This is a genomic window from Pedobacter westerhofensis (genome assembly GCF_900182595.1).
In the GTDB taxonomy this organism is placed as follows: domain Bacteria; phylum Bacteroidota; class Bacteroidia; order Sphingobacteriales; family Sphingobacteriaceae; genus Pedobacter; species Pedobacter westerhofensis.
This window is the reverse complement of the sequence record NZ_FXTN01000001.1, coordinates 573,813-588,062: the sequence shown is the minus strand read 5'-3', so window position 1 is coordinate 588,062 and position 14,250 is coordinate 573,813. Positions and strand designations below refer to the sequence as shown.

Annotated in this window: 10 protein-coding genes; 6 read left to right on the top strand and 4 right to left on the bottom strand. The window is 45.7% G+C overall.

Features of this window, described 5'->3' with window-relative positions; genetic code table 11:
- Positions 1-13 precede the first annotated feature (13 nt).
- The 3 genes from bla to FN831_RS02465 all read left to right on the top strand — a co-directional run bounded on the left by bla (position 14) and on the right by FN831_RS02465 (position 4,268).
- Positions 14-892, top strand: a complete 879-nt coding sequence (bla, locus tag FN831_RS02475) for a subclass B3 metallo-beta-lactamase (RefSeq protein WP_142526600.1) — start codon at positions 14-16, stop codon at positions 890-892.
- Between the two features lie 215 nt (positions 893-1,107).
- Positions 1,108-3,438, top strand: a complete 2,331-nt coding sequence (locus tag FN831_RS02470; protein WP_142526599.1) for a TonB-dependent receptor — start codon at positions 1,108-1,110, stop codon at positions 3,436-3,438.
- 5 nt (positions 3,439-3,443) lie between these two features.
- Positions 3,444-4,268, top strand: coding sequence for a DUF4249 domain-containing protein (locus FN831_RS02465; protein WP_142526598.1), 825 nt, complete (start codon positions 3,444-3,446; stop codon positions 4,266-4,268).
- A gap of 64 nt (positions 4,269-4,332) precedes the next feature.
- On the opposite strand, the gene FN831_RS02460 is transcribed toward FN831_RS02465, so the two are convergent.
- The 3 genes from FN831_RS02460 to FN831_RS02450 form a co-directional block, all read right to left on the bottom strand.
- A complete protein-coding gene (locus FN831_RS02460) occupies positions 4,333-4,584 on the bottom strand; it encodes a hypothetical protein (RefSeq protein ID WP_142526597.1) in 252 nt (83 codons plus the stop codon).
- 3 nt (positions 4,585-4,587) lie between these two features.
- Positions 4,588-5,331, bottom strand: coding sequence for a ParA family protein (locus FN831_RS02455; protein WP_142526596.1), 744 nt, complete (start codon positions 5,329-5,331; stop codon positions 4,588-4,590).
- A 144-nt stretch (positions 5,332-5,475) separates the two neighbouring features.
- Positions 5,476-6,714, bottom strand: a complete 1,239-nt coding sequence (locus FN831_RS02450) for a glycosyltransferase family 4 protein (RefSeq protein WP_142526595.1) — start codon at positions 6,712-6,714, stop codon at positions 5,476-5,478.
- A 48-nt stretch (positions 6,715-6,762) separates the two neighbouring features.
- Between FN831_RS02450 and miaE the strand changes: the two genes are divergently transcribed.
- The gene (gene miaE, locus FN831_RS02445; RefSeq protein ID WP_142526594.1) at positions 6,763-7,344 is read left to right on the top strand and encodes a tRNA-(ms[2]io[6]A)-hydroxylase; all 582 of its coding nucleotides are present in this window, start codon (positions 6,763-6,765) and stop codon (positions 7,342-7,344) included.
- 54 nt (positions 7,345-7,398) lie between these two features.
- On the opposite strand, the gene FN831_RS02440 is transcribed toward miaE, so the two are convergent.
- Positions 7,399-9,831, bottom strand: a complete 2,433-nt coding sequence (locus tag FN831_RS02440) for a TonB-dependent receptor (protein ID WP_185960355.1) — start codon at positions 9,829-9,831, stop codon at positions 7,399-7,401.
- 472 nt (positions 9,832-10,303) lie between these two features.
- Between FN831_RS02440 and FN831_RS02435 the strand changes: the two genes are divergently transcribed.
- Both FN831_RS02435 and FN831_RS02430 read left to right on the top strand, forming a co-directional pair.
- Positions 10,304-11,845, top strand: a complete 1,542-nt coding sequence (locus tag FN831_RS02435) for a pyridoxal phosphate-dependent decarboxylase family protein (RefSeq protein WP_142526592.1) — start codon at positions 10,304-10,306, stop codon at positions 11,843-11,845.
- Positions 11,790-14,243 carry a GNAT family N-acetyltransferase gene (locus FN831_RS02430; protein WP_142526591.1) on the top strand — a complete coding sequence of 818 codons (2,454 nt, stop codon included), beginning with the start codon at positions 11,790-11,792 and terminating at the stop codon, positions 14,241-14,243. Before FN831_RS02435 ends, FN831_RS02430 begins: the two co-directional genes overlap by 56 nt.
- Positions 14,244-14,250: the final 7 nt, after the last annotated feature.

Genomic DNA, 14,250 nt, shown 5'->3' with positions numbered 1-14,250 from the left:
CTTATTTATTTATATGCTTAAACGTACCTTAAAAATAAGCTTGCTACTACCGGTCTTTTTACTGATCTGCCTTGCCGCAAATGCACAGAAAGTTAAAGAGCCTCAAAATATATCCCCTGAATGGTCCAGGCCATATGCCCCTTTTCGTATAGCAGGCAATCTGTATTACGTGGGGACATATGATCTGGCCTGTTACCTGATCACCACTCCCAAAGGCCATATCCTGATCAATACCGGGCTTGCTGCTTCGGCTAAAATGATCAAAACCAGTGTAGAATCTTTAGGATTTAAGTTCGCTGATATCAGGATACTACTCACTACGCAAGCGCACTACGACCATATGGGCGCAATGGCAGCCATTAAAAAAATGACCGGTGCTGCAATGGCAGTGGATGAAAAAGATGCTGCGGTGATGGCCGATGGCGGCAGTTCGGATTATGCGCTGGGCGGATTTGGCAGAAGCTATCAGCCGCTGAAGGCCGACCGCCTGTTACAGGATGGTGATACCATAAGTTTAGGCGCTATGAACCTGGTGATGCTGCATCATCCGGGGCATACCAAAGGCTCCTGCAGCTTTCTCTTTGATGTTAAAGATGAACAAAAATCTTACAGGGTGCTGATTGCCAATTTACCCAGTATTGTGACCGACAAAAAATTCGCTGAAGTTACAGCGTATCCGGAAATTGCCAGAGATTACGCGTATACCTTAAACGCATTGAAACATCTTTCATTTGATATCTGGCTTTCGTCTCATGCCAGCCAGTTTGGCCTCCATCAGAAACACCAGCCCGGTGATGCCTATAACCCCGCTGCTTTTATTGACAGACGCGGTTATGATGCGGCACTTGATGATTTACAGAAGGCGTATGACCAGAAGCTTGCCCTGCATTAAGGGAAGCAGCGCCGCTGTATATTATTGTTTCCCTAAAATGTTTTTCAAGCTCAGTCGTCTAAACTCACAGACGCTATTCAAATTTAAATTCAGAAGGACTAAGGGTATTTTGCTTTTAGTGTGTTTTAAGGATAATGAAACAACAAACACATTTGCCAATCTAAAACTGACAATTGATAGTCAAGAATTATTATACCTGCATAAACACTTTATTCATGAAACAAAAGAGTTACCCGTTTTTAATCTTCTTACTCTGCCTGTTTTCCCAGGCCTTTTCACAACAGAAATTTACGATTAGTGGAACCATCAGAGATGCTGCAACAGGAGAAACACTGATCGGTGCTACCGTAAAAATCCAGAACGCCACGCAGTCATTCGGCACCTCCTGTAACGCGTACGGTTTCTATTCGCTCACAGGCAACAGTGGCGATTACGACCTGATCGTAAGTTACACCGGATACCAGTCCTTCAGCAAAAAGATCACGCTCAACGCCGCATTAAAACTCAATATTGACCTCGGCACAAACAAAGCGGATCTGAACGAGGTGGTGATCACTTCCAGAAACCGCAAAAATGAGAACGTGCGCAGCCCGCAGATGGGCCTGGATAAACTGGACATGAAGTCTCTTGACAACCTGCCTGTGCTCTTTGGCGAAAAAGACGTGCTGAAGACCATTCAGTTGCTGCCCGGTGTAAAATCTGGCGGTGAGGGAAATACCGGTTTTTTTGTAAGGGGCGGGGCTTCCGATCAGAACCTGATCCTGCTGGATGAAGCTGTCGTATATAACTCATCGCACCTGCTGGGCTTCTTCTCTACCTTTAACGGTGATGCCATTAAAGACGTTAGCCTTTACAAAGGCGGCATGCCTGCGCAGTACGGCGGACGTTTATCATCTGTGCTGGATGTGAAAATGCAGGATGGTAATAACAAAGAATTTGCCGCTGAAGGCGGAATCGGGTTGATCGCCTCCCGCATCAAAGTAGAAGGGCCGATTGTGAAAGATAAAGGATCTTTTATGATCAGCGCCAGGAGAACTTATATTGATCTTCTGCTAAAAGCCTCGTCTGATTCTTCACTGAACAGCAATACCCTGAACTTCTATGATATCAATGCCAAATTAAATTATAAATTCGATGATAAGAACACGCTGTTTGTATCCGGCTATTTCGGTCAGGATAACATTGGTATCAAAGACCTGTTTGCGAACGACTGGGGCAATACTACTGCCACTATCCGCTTAAACCATGTGTTTAACGATAAACTGTTCTCCAATACTTCGGTCATCTATAACAAGTACCATTATGCGGTAGAGCTGCTGGATGCCGATAACAATGCACGTGTAACCTCAATGATCCGGGACTACAACGTAAAAGAAGACCTGCAATATTATAGTAACAAACATATCATCAGGTTTGGTGCGCAGGCGATACATCACCGGATTGCCCCATCAGATATTACCACCAATGGCAATTCCAGCTTTAACCCCTTAGCTGTAGAAAACAGGTACGGACTGGAGCTTGCGGGCTATGTTTCTGACGAATGGACACTTACAGATAAATTTAATATCCTGTATGGCGTGCGGCTGAGCGGCTTCTCTTTGCTGGGCCCCGGCACGTTTAATACCTATGATAGTGATGGTGCAGTGGCTTCGGCAGCAACCGCCGGGAAAGGAAAGTTTTTCAAGACGTATATCTATCCAGAACCACGTTTCTCGGCCAGTTACAGCCTAACCGATGAAACTTCACTAAAAGCATCTTACAACCGTAACACACAGAATATCCATATTTTGACGAATGCCAACACGGGATCGCCTACGGATCAGTATGTGATGAGCAGCAATAACATCAAGCCTGAGCTGGCAGACCAGGTGGCGCTGGGATATTTCAGGAACAGCAAGGACAACTCCTTCCAGTTTTCCGGCGAGGTGTATTACAAATGGCTGCAAAACCAGATCGACTATAAAGATGGTGCTGAGCTAATCGCAAATGCCAATGTAGAATCGGAACTGTTGTATGGTACAGGCCGGGCATACGGAATGGAGCTGTACGCTAAAAAGACAAAGGGCAGGCTAACGGGCTGGATCAGCTATACCTTATCAAAAACTGAGCGCAAGATTGAAGGGATCAACGAGGGGAACTACTATAATGCAAAGCAGGACAGAACGCATGACCTGGCTTTAGTGGGGATTTACAACTTTAATCCGCGCTGGACATTTTCTGCCAACTATATCTACAGTACCGGAAATGCAGTAACCTATCCGGCAGGGAAATACAATGTAGGGGGATTAACTACCTATTATTATACAGAGCGGAATGCCAATCGGATGCCCTATACCTCAAGGCTCGACCTCAGTGCCACCTTAAAAGGTAAAGAAACAAAGAAATACCAGTCCAGCTGGAGCTTTGGTGTATACAACGCACTTAACCGTAAAAACCCGTATTCGATAGCTTTCAGGGATAAAAAGAACGATCCAACGCAAACGGAAGCCGTTCAAACCAGCCTTTTTGGTATCATCCCATCTGTTACTTACAATTTTAAATTCTAAACGTCATGCAACACTATAACTTCCTCTTAAAATATATCACTTACAGCTGCCTTTCACTGGGCATCCTCATCAGCTCTGCTTCCTGTGAAAAGGTAATCGATGTGAAACTGAATACTTCTGCCAGCAAGCTGGTGATCGAAGGTATGATCACCGATCAGCTGGGTGTTCAAACGATCACCGTGACAGAATCGGTACCGTATACCAACAGCAATGTATATCCTCCGGTAACAGGCGCGCAGGTGGTAGTCACAGACGATGATAACCACACATGGACTTTCACTGAAACTAAACCCGGAATCTATACCTATCCTTCTTTAAAAGCTGAAACCGGTCATAAATATACGATGAAAGTAGTTGCAAAAAACACCACCTACACCGCTTCATCTACGATGCCTTCGCTGGTGAAACTGGATACGCTCAGTATCAAAATCATCACTTTTGGCGGCGACGATATCAAAACAGTAGAAGCGCATTTCAGAGACCCCGCAGATCAGGTAAACCAGTACCGCTGGATCATGAAAGTAAATGGGGTACAGATCAAAACTGTTTATGCAGACAATGACAGGCTCACCAATGGCAATGAAGTTACCGAGACGCTTTTTTATGATGACGACCTCAATGAAAAGCTAAAAACCGGCGATGTTGCCGAAGTGGAAATGCAGTGTATTGACAAAGATGTGTTTACCTACTGGTTTACACTGAGCCAGCAAACGGACAATGGCCCGGGGGGCGGTGTAACACCGGGAAACCCTCCTTCAAATATCAGCAACAACGCACTGGGCTATTTCAGTGTGAACACCACAAATAAGAAAACATTAACCGTAGACTAAGGGCAGAACTGCTAAAAGATGATCAATGTATACAGATATCTGTATACATTGATCATCAATTGAATCAGAGATCGTATTCTTTTTCTATCACAGACATGATCAGGTCTTTCACTGTAATCCCCTGTTGTGCGCCCAGAATCTTCAGCGCTTTCAGCGCACTTTTTTTCATGCGGAGAGGGTAGGTGACAATTTCTTCTTCAGGCACTGAAACCTGTTTTGTTTCCTTTGTCTCTTTTAACGGAGAATTGAACAGGGCAGATACTCCTCCTAAATTCTTGTTGTTATCCTCTATATCACCTAAGTTTTTCTTTGCCATATCTTATATTTTTACTAAAATTTCATCTACCAGATTGGAATAGTCAATGGCTCCGTTTGATGCGGGGGCGTATTGAAAAACGTCTATTCCTTTCAGCTGTGCTTCTACCAGCGCGACATTGATCCGCACCGAAGTATCAAAGAGCTTATCATTAAAATACTTTTTGATACTGCCGGTGATCTGCTCTGTGATTACCCTTCTTGGATTGATCTTGGTAATAAATACGCCGCCAATGGTCAGGTCTTCATTGTAATGCGTCCTTACATCTGAGATGATCGATACCAGTCGGTCGATCCCCCTGTAGGCAAAATATTCTGCTTCCAGCGGGATCATCACCGTGTCCGCAGCAACCAGTGCATTTACGGTCAGCATTCCCAGGGCAGGCGCACAGTCGATCAGTACATAATCGTATTTTCCTGCCAGTGGCTTTAACAATCTTTTCAGGATGGTTTCCCTGCCAAGCCTCGATACCAGTTCAATCTCTGCCCCTAAAAGGTCAAGTGAAGAAGGAACGATATCCAAATATTCTGAGATGGTTTCTACCGGAAGCGGGCTGTCATTTTTAATGCTGTCGTAGATGGATGTTTCTACATCCCTTAATCCCAGTCCTTCCGTTAAGTTGGATTGGGGATCGATATCCACCAACAAAGTTTTTTTCTTCAAACGAGCTAATCCTGCGCCAATATTCAGAGCAGATGTTGTTTTTCCTGTGCCGCCTTTATGGTTGATAACAGCTATAATCTTCATATCAATATATCTTTGTACAAGGGCGCAATGATACAAAGATATTTTAACATCACTGCGTCTTTTTAATCAAATATCTGCTTTAATAAGCTATAATCGTCATTATTAGGCTGTTCCGCTTAAATGCTAAATCTATTTTCAGCGCGTTCAAACCCTGCTGTTTTTATTTTTTTCTTCAATCCATAAAGACATATATTTCGAGCTGCTCAGGGTTTGATACTGCAGGATCTGCCCGATGAAATTATGATTGCGGTGTGCTTTATAGTTAATTAACAAAGAATCAATTGTTTCCAGAAAGACAGCCCCCAGTTTAATTTTTTCATAGCGTTCATTGATCATCCGGGCGCCGTTTCGCTGTGCGGATAACCACAGGTTTTTGTCCTCATACAGCCTGATGGCTTCATCAACAAAGCTAGCCGGATCATCTGTAACCGCACCGTTCCAGTCCAGTTCTCCCTGCATGGCTTCGGCGCCTGCAGAAGTGGTTACAGCAGGAGTGCCTGACTGCATGGCGTCGATAAACTTCCCTTTTAAACCTGCCCCAAATTGTATGGGCGCAAGCAATACCTTATGGGCGGCGATGGTCTCCCTTGCATCCCCGGCACGGCCATGAACATAGAAGTTTTCTTTGGCATTATGGAGCTGCATCACTTTTGCAGCTGCATAGGCACCGTATATATGCATCACTGCAGCAGGAAGTTTCTTACGCAATAACGGCCATATCCGGGTTTTCAGAAACTGAAGCGTATTCCAGTTGGGCTCATGTAAATAATTGCCAATAAACACAAAGCCTTCACGTTCTTCAAATCCTTTCCAGTTTTGTATCTTTTTTTCGGTGATCTCATCTTCCAGGAAGGGAAGGTAGCACAGTAAAGAGGCATCGACGTGAAATTGTTCCCGCAGGATGTTCATTTCGTACTCAGAAATGATCAGTGAAAGATCGCAGCGTAAAACAGAGGCAATCTCTCTTTTAGCAAGATCTGTAAACAAATCCAGTGGCTTACCGGTTTTGATGGCCTGCTGCCGTGCATGGCGCAGGCAATGGAGATCTTCTGTATCCAGTATTCTCAACGCATCGGGACATTCCTGCTGCACCCGCCAGCCGTATTGTTCTTCGATTGCAAAGCGGTCAAAAAGTACAATATCCGGCATCAGTTCTTTTAGCAATGTATTAAAGCCCGTATCGTTTAACCTGACTTCCTGTTCAGCGACGCCCATCTCTTCCAGAGGATAGCTAAACTCACCTTTTGAGGCTGCGGACGCGAAGGTCACCTGGTATGATCTGGCAAGGAACAGCTCTGCCAGCTGGATAATCCGCGTCCCGGCCGCAGAGGAGCGGGGCTCCGGCCATACCAGTCCAATAATGAGGAGAGTCTTCTTGTTCATTCGTCTAAATTATTACTAATTTTGTGAAGAAAGAATTATCAGAAACTCATGCTTGGATTAAAACTATTAACAGACCCCCGCTGGGCAAACATTGCAGAATCTAACCTGGAGGAAATCCTTACAGACCATGCCTGGTGTGAGCAGAAAGCGGCGACGAATGCAATCACGTTAATTACGCAAAATTCTGAGCATATGGATCTTGTGGAAGAGCTGACGGCGATTGCGATCGAAGAAATGGAACATTTCCAGATGGTTGTTGATATTATCAAAAAGCGTGGATACACCCTGGGACGTGAGCGCAAGGATGATTATGTAGGCAGGTTAGTTAAATTCAACAAGAGGGACGGCAGCAGGAACCAGGCTTTTATCGATCGTCTTTTGTTTGCCGCAATGATAGAAGCAAGAAGCTGTGAGCGGTTCCGGGTGTTATCGCAAAATATTAAAGATCCTGAACTCGCAAAGTTTTACCACGAACTGATGGTGTCTGAAGCTGGTCATTATACTACGTTCCTCAATTTTGCCCGCAAATACACCATTGATACCGATGTAGATAAAAGGTGGAAAGAGTGGCTGGATTTTGAAGGTGAACTGATCCGGAGTTATGGCAATAAGCAGGCCATTCACGGATAAAAAAACGGATGCTTTTTGGGCACCCGCTTTTCATGCCAAAACTCAAAAAATATTTTAATAATTGATGGTATAATTCAGGTTAAAGGTACGGCCGCGTCCCGGATAATAGAAAGTCTGCGGTGTTGCCAGTCCATTATACAACAACTGTGAGCGCTGGCTCCAGATCGTCTGGTAATCTTTGTTCAGCAGGTTCTGCACACCAAATGACAGCCTTCCGAGAGGGAGTTTTACGCTGCCCAGTAAATCGATCGTAGTATATCCTTTCAGCTTGTTGTCCAGGTAATCTTCCAGGTCGAACGAGTGGAAGCCCTGTACTTTAAAACCTACCGATTTGTTTCTCCAGCCCAGGAAAGCCGTTGATTTTGAAGGACTTGCATCGGTAACGTTCTGCCGTTTCCAGGAGTCGCCCTGCTTGTTCTGCGATTTGATATAGATCCCGTTTCCGCCAATTTCGAGTCCTAAGGGAAGGTTTACCTGTACAGAGCCTTCAGCACCAAGGTTGCGGCGCTTCTGGTCTTCTACCGTTACTGCAAGCGTAACGGGAACTACCGCCAGGTTTTTTTCAGACCATGAATAGAAAGCTGCAAGCTGGGCGTTTACTACCTTACTGCGGTGGCGCCATCCTGCTTCCAGTTGGTCAGTTTTAATACCGGTAAGCGGTGATGAATTTACGCTTGTGCCGCTCAGCAGGTTCCAGTTGGTTCCCACCAGCGTATAAGTGCCCTGTCCGTAATATTTTGCCGGGTCTGCCAGCGTAAATCCCTGGGCAAAATTAACCCATACCTGCTCAGGTTCTGAGAGCTTGTAAACCAGACCACCGTTGAGCAGGTTTACATCGTAATGGTTTTTGCCGCCCGGAATAGGTGTGGCAGTCCTGCCCAATCCATAGGCAATCAATGCCTGTACATCGGCTCCGGCAAAATCATTAACTTTCACATACATCCTTTGCTGCCTGATGCCACCTGATAAGCTCAGACCTGAGGTTAAGTTCCATTGTGCCTGTGCATACCCGGAAATACCGTTTACCCTAAAGCCGGGATAACGGCCCACTTTTGCAATTCCATTGTTGGTGAGGCCGCCGCTCAGCGCTGTTGCCGTCCTGTCGAACAAGGTCTGGTTGGCATCAAAACTTTCATTATCGGCATCAATACCATAGGTGACATTAAAAGACGACCACTGTTTGGTCAGCAGCGCTTTCAGGGCATGGTACTGCGTACTTTGCGTTGAAGATCCGCCATAAAGCAGTCCGCCTCCGGGTACAGAGGCGTTTCGTACCTGTGCAGGGAAAGGATGAAAGCTGAATTTCTCATTTCTTGCAGATCCCTGGATGTACAGGTCCTGCCCACCCAGAACGTCCGCGGCGTGATAATCAGCATTTACTGCTGCGCGCGACGTTTTAGGGTTTACTGAGGATACAAAACCATCCCTCATTTCCAACAATGCCCCATTGCTCAGCAAGCCGCTCAGGTTTGGCCCCAGGTAAAGATCCTTTGATCCTACATATCCCGAATTATAGTATTGGGCATTAACTTTCAGCGTTTGTTTAGGGCTTAACTTGAACTCTGTATTGGCAAAGATATCGAACGACTGGTTATACTGAAGGTCGGTCTGCGTGATATCAGTGAAAATCTGTTTGTTATCAGCATCAAATGCCGCATTGTTTTTCTGGTAGGCGATACCGATCCGTCCCTTAAAGTTTTCGCTTCCGCCGGATACCGATTGAGCTATGCGCACATCATGATCAGATTTCTGCTTTAAGCCGCTGCGGGCACCTGCTTCTGTGGTGAATGCTGCCGGCCCGGTCTGGCCTTTCTTCGTAATGATATTGATGATCCCGCCGGTTGCACCACCGCCATAGATGGAGCTTGCACCTGAAAGAACCTCGATGCGTTCAATGTTAAAAGGATCGATCGCATCAAATTGCCTGCTTACGCCCCGGGTACTGTTCAGGGAAACCCCGTCGATCATCACCAGCACATTTCTGCCCCTCAGGTTCTGGCCATAATTTGTGCGCCCCTGCGGGCCTGCATCCAAACCCGGAATCAGCTGTGCCAGCGCTTCTTTTAAGCTTACCCCGCCGCGGATTTGTTCCTGTAAGCGCTGATTGTCTACAATCCACACCGTGCCCGGTATTTCACTGATTTTGCTGGGCTTGCGCGAAGATACCACTACAACTTCGTCCATGTAATTGCCCGGATGAAGCACGATGTCCAGGTCAAGGTTCTGGCCCTTTGCAAGCCTTACCTTTTGTACAGATTGGGTATAGCCAATATAGCTTACAATGATGTTGTGCGTGCCCGGCTCCAGGTTCAGTTGAAAACGCCCGTCGTTACCAGTGCTGGTTTCAAGCTTTTCGCCTTCCACCCTGATGTTTGCCCCACTGAGGGGCTGTGATTCACTTCTGATACTCCCTGTTATGTTTTGTGCATTCAGGCTGCCTGCAAAGGCTGTGAGCAAAACTAAAATTAAGTAGAGATTTTTCCTCATATCTGGTTGTGTTAATATTTTGACCGCAAAGAAATGCTTTATTTGTAATAATTCCAAATAAGAGGATTTATTTTGTTTTTTAAGCATGAATTGAGAATTATCGGATGAAAATATCTTCAAACTGACAATTTAACGTGTATTAAAACACCCTCTGCATTGCTCTAAATCGTAAAAGTATAATTATTACTGCCTATTTGTCATTATAATATACCTGTTTTGTTTAAATATACAATGCTGAAAATGAGGTTATTGTAATATTGTTTATATCTGTTCTAAATATAGTTTTGAATTGTTCTAAATAATATCTCTCTTTGTAGGGAAAATTTATTGATTTCATCGTAGGCGTAGAAAGGTGTATTTCTTTATGATTATAGTATTATCTAAAATTAAATAATCGTTAACCAAATATTTAGCCCAAACCAGCATTTCAGACCCATATTATATCATTTGAACTGTTACTAAACAAGAGATTATGCTTACACTCAACCTGGAAGAGGAAAATTTAAACATCTTATTTGAGGAGAATCCGCTGAAGGATATCTTTCATCATGACAACACAGAGGAGTACCTGATAGCCGTCAGTAAGGTAAGTCAGGCTGTGAAACGTTTCCTTGATCACAACAAAAAACCATTCAGCGGGGTTAGTCCCGCCCAGCTTCGTCCATTATTTGCAAAAGTAGATCTGGACAGTCCGCTCAGCGACTATAACACTCTCCTGGACGAAGTGGGGCTGTTGTATACGAACCACGCTGTTGCATTCCATCATCCTGAATACATTGCACACCTCAACTGTCCGCTGGTGATCCCGGCAATTGCAGCAGAAATCATGATTTCTTCCATCAATTCCTCACTGGATACCTGGGACCAAAGTGCCGGTGGAACGTTAATGGAACAAAAACTGATTGAATGGACCTGCAATGAAGTAGGCTATGGAACAGAGGCCGACGGCATTTTTACCAGCGGAGGCACGCAGAGTAACCTCATGGGGCTGTTACTGGCCAGAGACCATTATTCGCTGACGCATTTAAACCACAATATTAAACTGAACGGACTGCCGCCCGAAGCTTCCCGCTTCAGGATCTTTGTTTCGGAAATGGCACATTTCAGCATCCAGAAGAATGCTTCGCTGCTGGGGCTGGGAGAAAAATCCGTGATCAGGATCAAGACTGACCGCAGTTTCAGAATGAACTCCATCCTGCTGGAAGATGCGATCAAACAGGAAATTGCTGCTGGAAATATCCCGATTGCGGTGGTTGGAACTGCCGGAACAACCGACTTTGGTAACGTTGACCCCCTGCAGGAGATAGGCCGGTTAACTGCAAAATATAATTTATGGTACCATGTTGACGCAGCGTATGGCTGCGGGCTGCTGCTCACCAGCAAGTACCGCGGGCTGATCAATGGGATAGAACTGGCACATTCAGTTACCGTGGATTATCACAAGTCGTTCTTCCAGCCGGTTAGCAGCGGTGCCTTTCTGGTGAAGGACAAACAATTGTTTGGCCTGATCACGCATCACGCAGATTACCTGAACCCTAAAGATCATGATGATGACGGTTTGCCAAATCAGGTGAATAAATCCATACAGACTACACGCCGGTTTGATGCCCTAAAGCTCTGGTTTACGCTCAGGATGATGGGAAAAGTAAAGCTGGGAAGTTACTTTGAAACGATCATCCAGACCGCTGCAGAAATTGCAGCGCTCCTGCAGGCAGACCCTGCCTTTGAACTGATGAATGAGTCTGATATCAGTGCCCTGGTTTTCCGTTACAACCCCAGAGACAATAGGGCAGATATCTGCAAGATGAATCAGTTTATTAAAAAAAGCATGTTCAACGGGGGCGAAGCCCTGGTTGCAGGCACAAAAATCAATCAGTCGTTCTATCTCAAATTTACGCTGCTCAATCCCCTCACTACCATTGATCACGTTAAAAACATCTTCAACATTATTAAACAACATGGAAACGAATATCTACAGTTTAACAAAACTACAGCAGATTTCAGAAGAAATTAATTTCAATTCTCTTCTGAACAGTTATTGCCGGGAATTTAACAATTGGAGCCGTTATATTGGGATACCAAAGTATGACCCGGCGCTCGCAGCATATCTGGAACTGACAGGGCGTAACCTGCACCTGCGCTTTGATTTTTCTGAGCTTGGGTCAGAAGTATTTGTGCCCCTTAAACACTATGCAGAGAGCGGGCGCCATGTTTTTGATTTCCCTGCCGTGGAACGCGACCTTAAAACGGATGACATCCATCCGATAGATGCCGCACGTTTTATGCGGCTGATCATTGGCTATGCACATGAAGAATTTCCTGATATACATGAAGAGCTGGTGATGGACCGCCTGCTCAACAGCATAGAAAATATCAATGTATATCTCGATTATTTTAACCGTACCGGAAAGCCGCTGAACAAGGTTAAGATGAATTTTATTGAGACTGAGCAGTCGCTGGCCCTGGGCCATCATGCCCACCCGCTGCCGAAAGGCAGAATGGGCTTTAAAAATGAAGACGAACTGCTGATGTATTCGCCCGAAACCGCGGGACAGTTTCAGCTGGCTTATTTCCTGATTGCGCCCGAAAATGTGACGGAGCGGAACGCTGAAGGTGCTGATATTACCGATGTGTTCAGGACCCAGCTGCAGCAATATGCTGCGGCAGATCAGCTGTCGCTTTCGCTCCTTACGCAGCATCCCGACTGGAAAGTAGTGCCTATGCATCCCTGGGAAGCGCAGTACCTGCTCAAAACGCCCGAAGTAAGAGATATGGAAGTTCAGGGCTTATTGTATGACCTTGGCAAATGGGGGCCTTTGTATACGCCAACGTCCTCGGTGCGTACGGTATACAACCGCGAGAGCGACTGGATGTTTAAATTCTCATTACATGTAAAGATCACCAATTCTGAACGGGTAAACCTGCTGCGCGAACTGCACCGCGGTTATGACGTGAGCCGCTTGCTTAAAACTGAGATGGGGGCTTTGCTGAAAAAAGACTTTCCGGAGATCGAGTTCATCACAGATCCTGCTTTTATCACCGTATCCCACAAAGGCAAAGAGATCAATGGTTTCAATACCAGCATCCGTCACAATGTGTTTAAAGGCGAGGCCGCAGATAAAAATGTAACGCTACTGGCCGCACTGTGCCAGGATGCCGTATTAGGCCAGACACCAAGGATCGTCAACGTGATCCTTGAAGCTGCCAGACAGAAAAATAAGCCTGCAGAACAGGTGGCCGTCAACTGGTTTAAGCAGTATCTTCATATTGCCGTTGGGCCAATCATCGGGATCCTCAATAAATATGGAATGGCCTTTGAGTTTCATCAGCAGAATGTGCTGGTAGAACTGGACAGCCAGAGTTTCCCGGCAAAGCTCTATTTCAGGGATAATCAGGGTTTTTTCTTCAGGGAGGGCAAATCCGCCGAATTGCTGGGCTATCTTCCTGATCTTGCAGATCAGAGCGGCTCTATCGTGCCTGATGAATATATCCTGCCAAAGTATACCTATTATCTTTTGATCAACAACCTGATGGGTATTGTGAATGCACTGGGCTGTAACGGACTGGCGGATGAGCGGCAGCTGATCGATCTGGTGTATCTTGAATTTAAGCAGTTTGAAGAAATGGACACCACCGGTTTTGTGGATTATGTGATCAACAGCCGCAGCTGGCAGGTGAAAGGGAACCTGCTCACCAATTTGTATAACATCGATGAAGCCAGCGCGCCAATTGATAACCCAGCGATCTACAGGGATTATCCCAACCCGCTGAACAGGTACTTCTTCTGTGATAACCTGATCAAACCGCAAACAAAGGAGACTTTATACAGCAGGTATTTTCCTAAAGAAGATATTACGATTACGCTGCGGTCTTTTGATATCGACAGGGACCTGGAGATGGTGCATGACTGGTTTAACCAGGAGCATGCCAAGCCGATCTGGAAAATGGACGGCCCCATCAAAGAGCTGGAGCTGTTTTACCGAACGCTGATCCCGGGTGATCAGTCGCACAGTTTCATAGGGGAAGTTAACGGTGAGGCCACTTTTACAATGGAGCCTTACTGGCCGATGCGCGAACCGATGGGTGCTTATTACGATGCACTGCCCACAGATTATGGGTCACACCTGCTGATTGCACCTACAGACAAGGACAAAAAATACAGCTTTAATTGCGGACAGGTACTGATGGACTGGGTGTTCCTGCAGCCTGTGGTTGGCAAATGTATCGGTGAGGCCGCAGTAGAATCACGGGCGATGCACATTTTTACCACACGCCTTGGCTTTAAATATCAACGGGTGCTGAAAATGCCGCACAAGGATGCCAACCTCACCTTTTGCTACCGCGAATGGTACTGGGAGAAATTCCCTGAGAGCAAGGACGTTAGTATGGCGGGCCAGATGGAAAGGGTTTAATTATCAT

Bases quoted from the DNA above. Each gene is read 5' to 3' on its own strand.
- bla (WP_142526600.1), top strand. From the start codon at position 14: ATGCTTAAACGTACCTTAAAAATAAGCTTGCTACTACCGGTCTTTTTA.
- FN831_RS02470 (WP_142526599.1), top strand. From the start codon at position 1,108: ATGAAACAAAAGAGTTACCCGTTTTTAATCTTCTTACTCTGCCTGTTT.
- FN831_RS02465 (WP_142526598.1), top strand. From the start codon at position 3,444: ATGCAACACTATAACTTCCTCTTAAAATATATCACTTACAGCTGCCTT.
- FN831_RS02460 (WP_142526597.1), bottom strand. From the start codon at position 4,584: ATGGCAAAGAAAAACTTAGGTGATATAGAGGATAACAACAAGAATTTA.
- FN831_RS02455 (WP_142526596.1), bottom strand. From the start codon at position 5,331: ATGAAGATTATAGCTGTTATCAACCATAAAGGCGGCACAGGAAAAACA.
- FN831_RS02450 (WP_142526595.1), bottom strand. From the start codon at position 6,714: ATGAACAAGAAGACTCTCCTCATTATTGGACTGGTATGGCCGGAGCCC.
- miaE (WP_142526594.1), top strand. From the start codon at position 6,763: ATGCTTGGATTAAAACTATTAACAGACCCCCGCTGGGCAAACATTGCA.
- FN831_RS02440 (WP_185960355.1), bottom strand. From the start codon at position 9,831: ATGAGGAAAAATCTCTACTTAATTTTAGTTTTGCTCACAGCCTTTGCA.
- FN831_RS02435 (WP_142526592.1), top strand. From the start codon at position 10,304: ATGCTTACACTCAACCTGGAAGAGGAAAATTTAAACATCTTATTTGAG.
- FN831_RS02430 (WP_142526591.1), top strand. From the start codon at position 11,790: ATGGAAACGAATATCTACAGTTTAACAAAACTACAGCAGATTTCAGAA.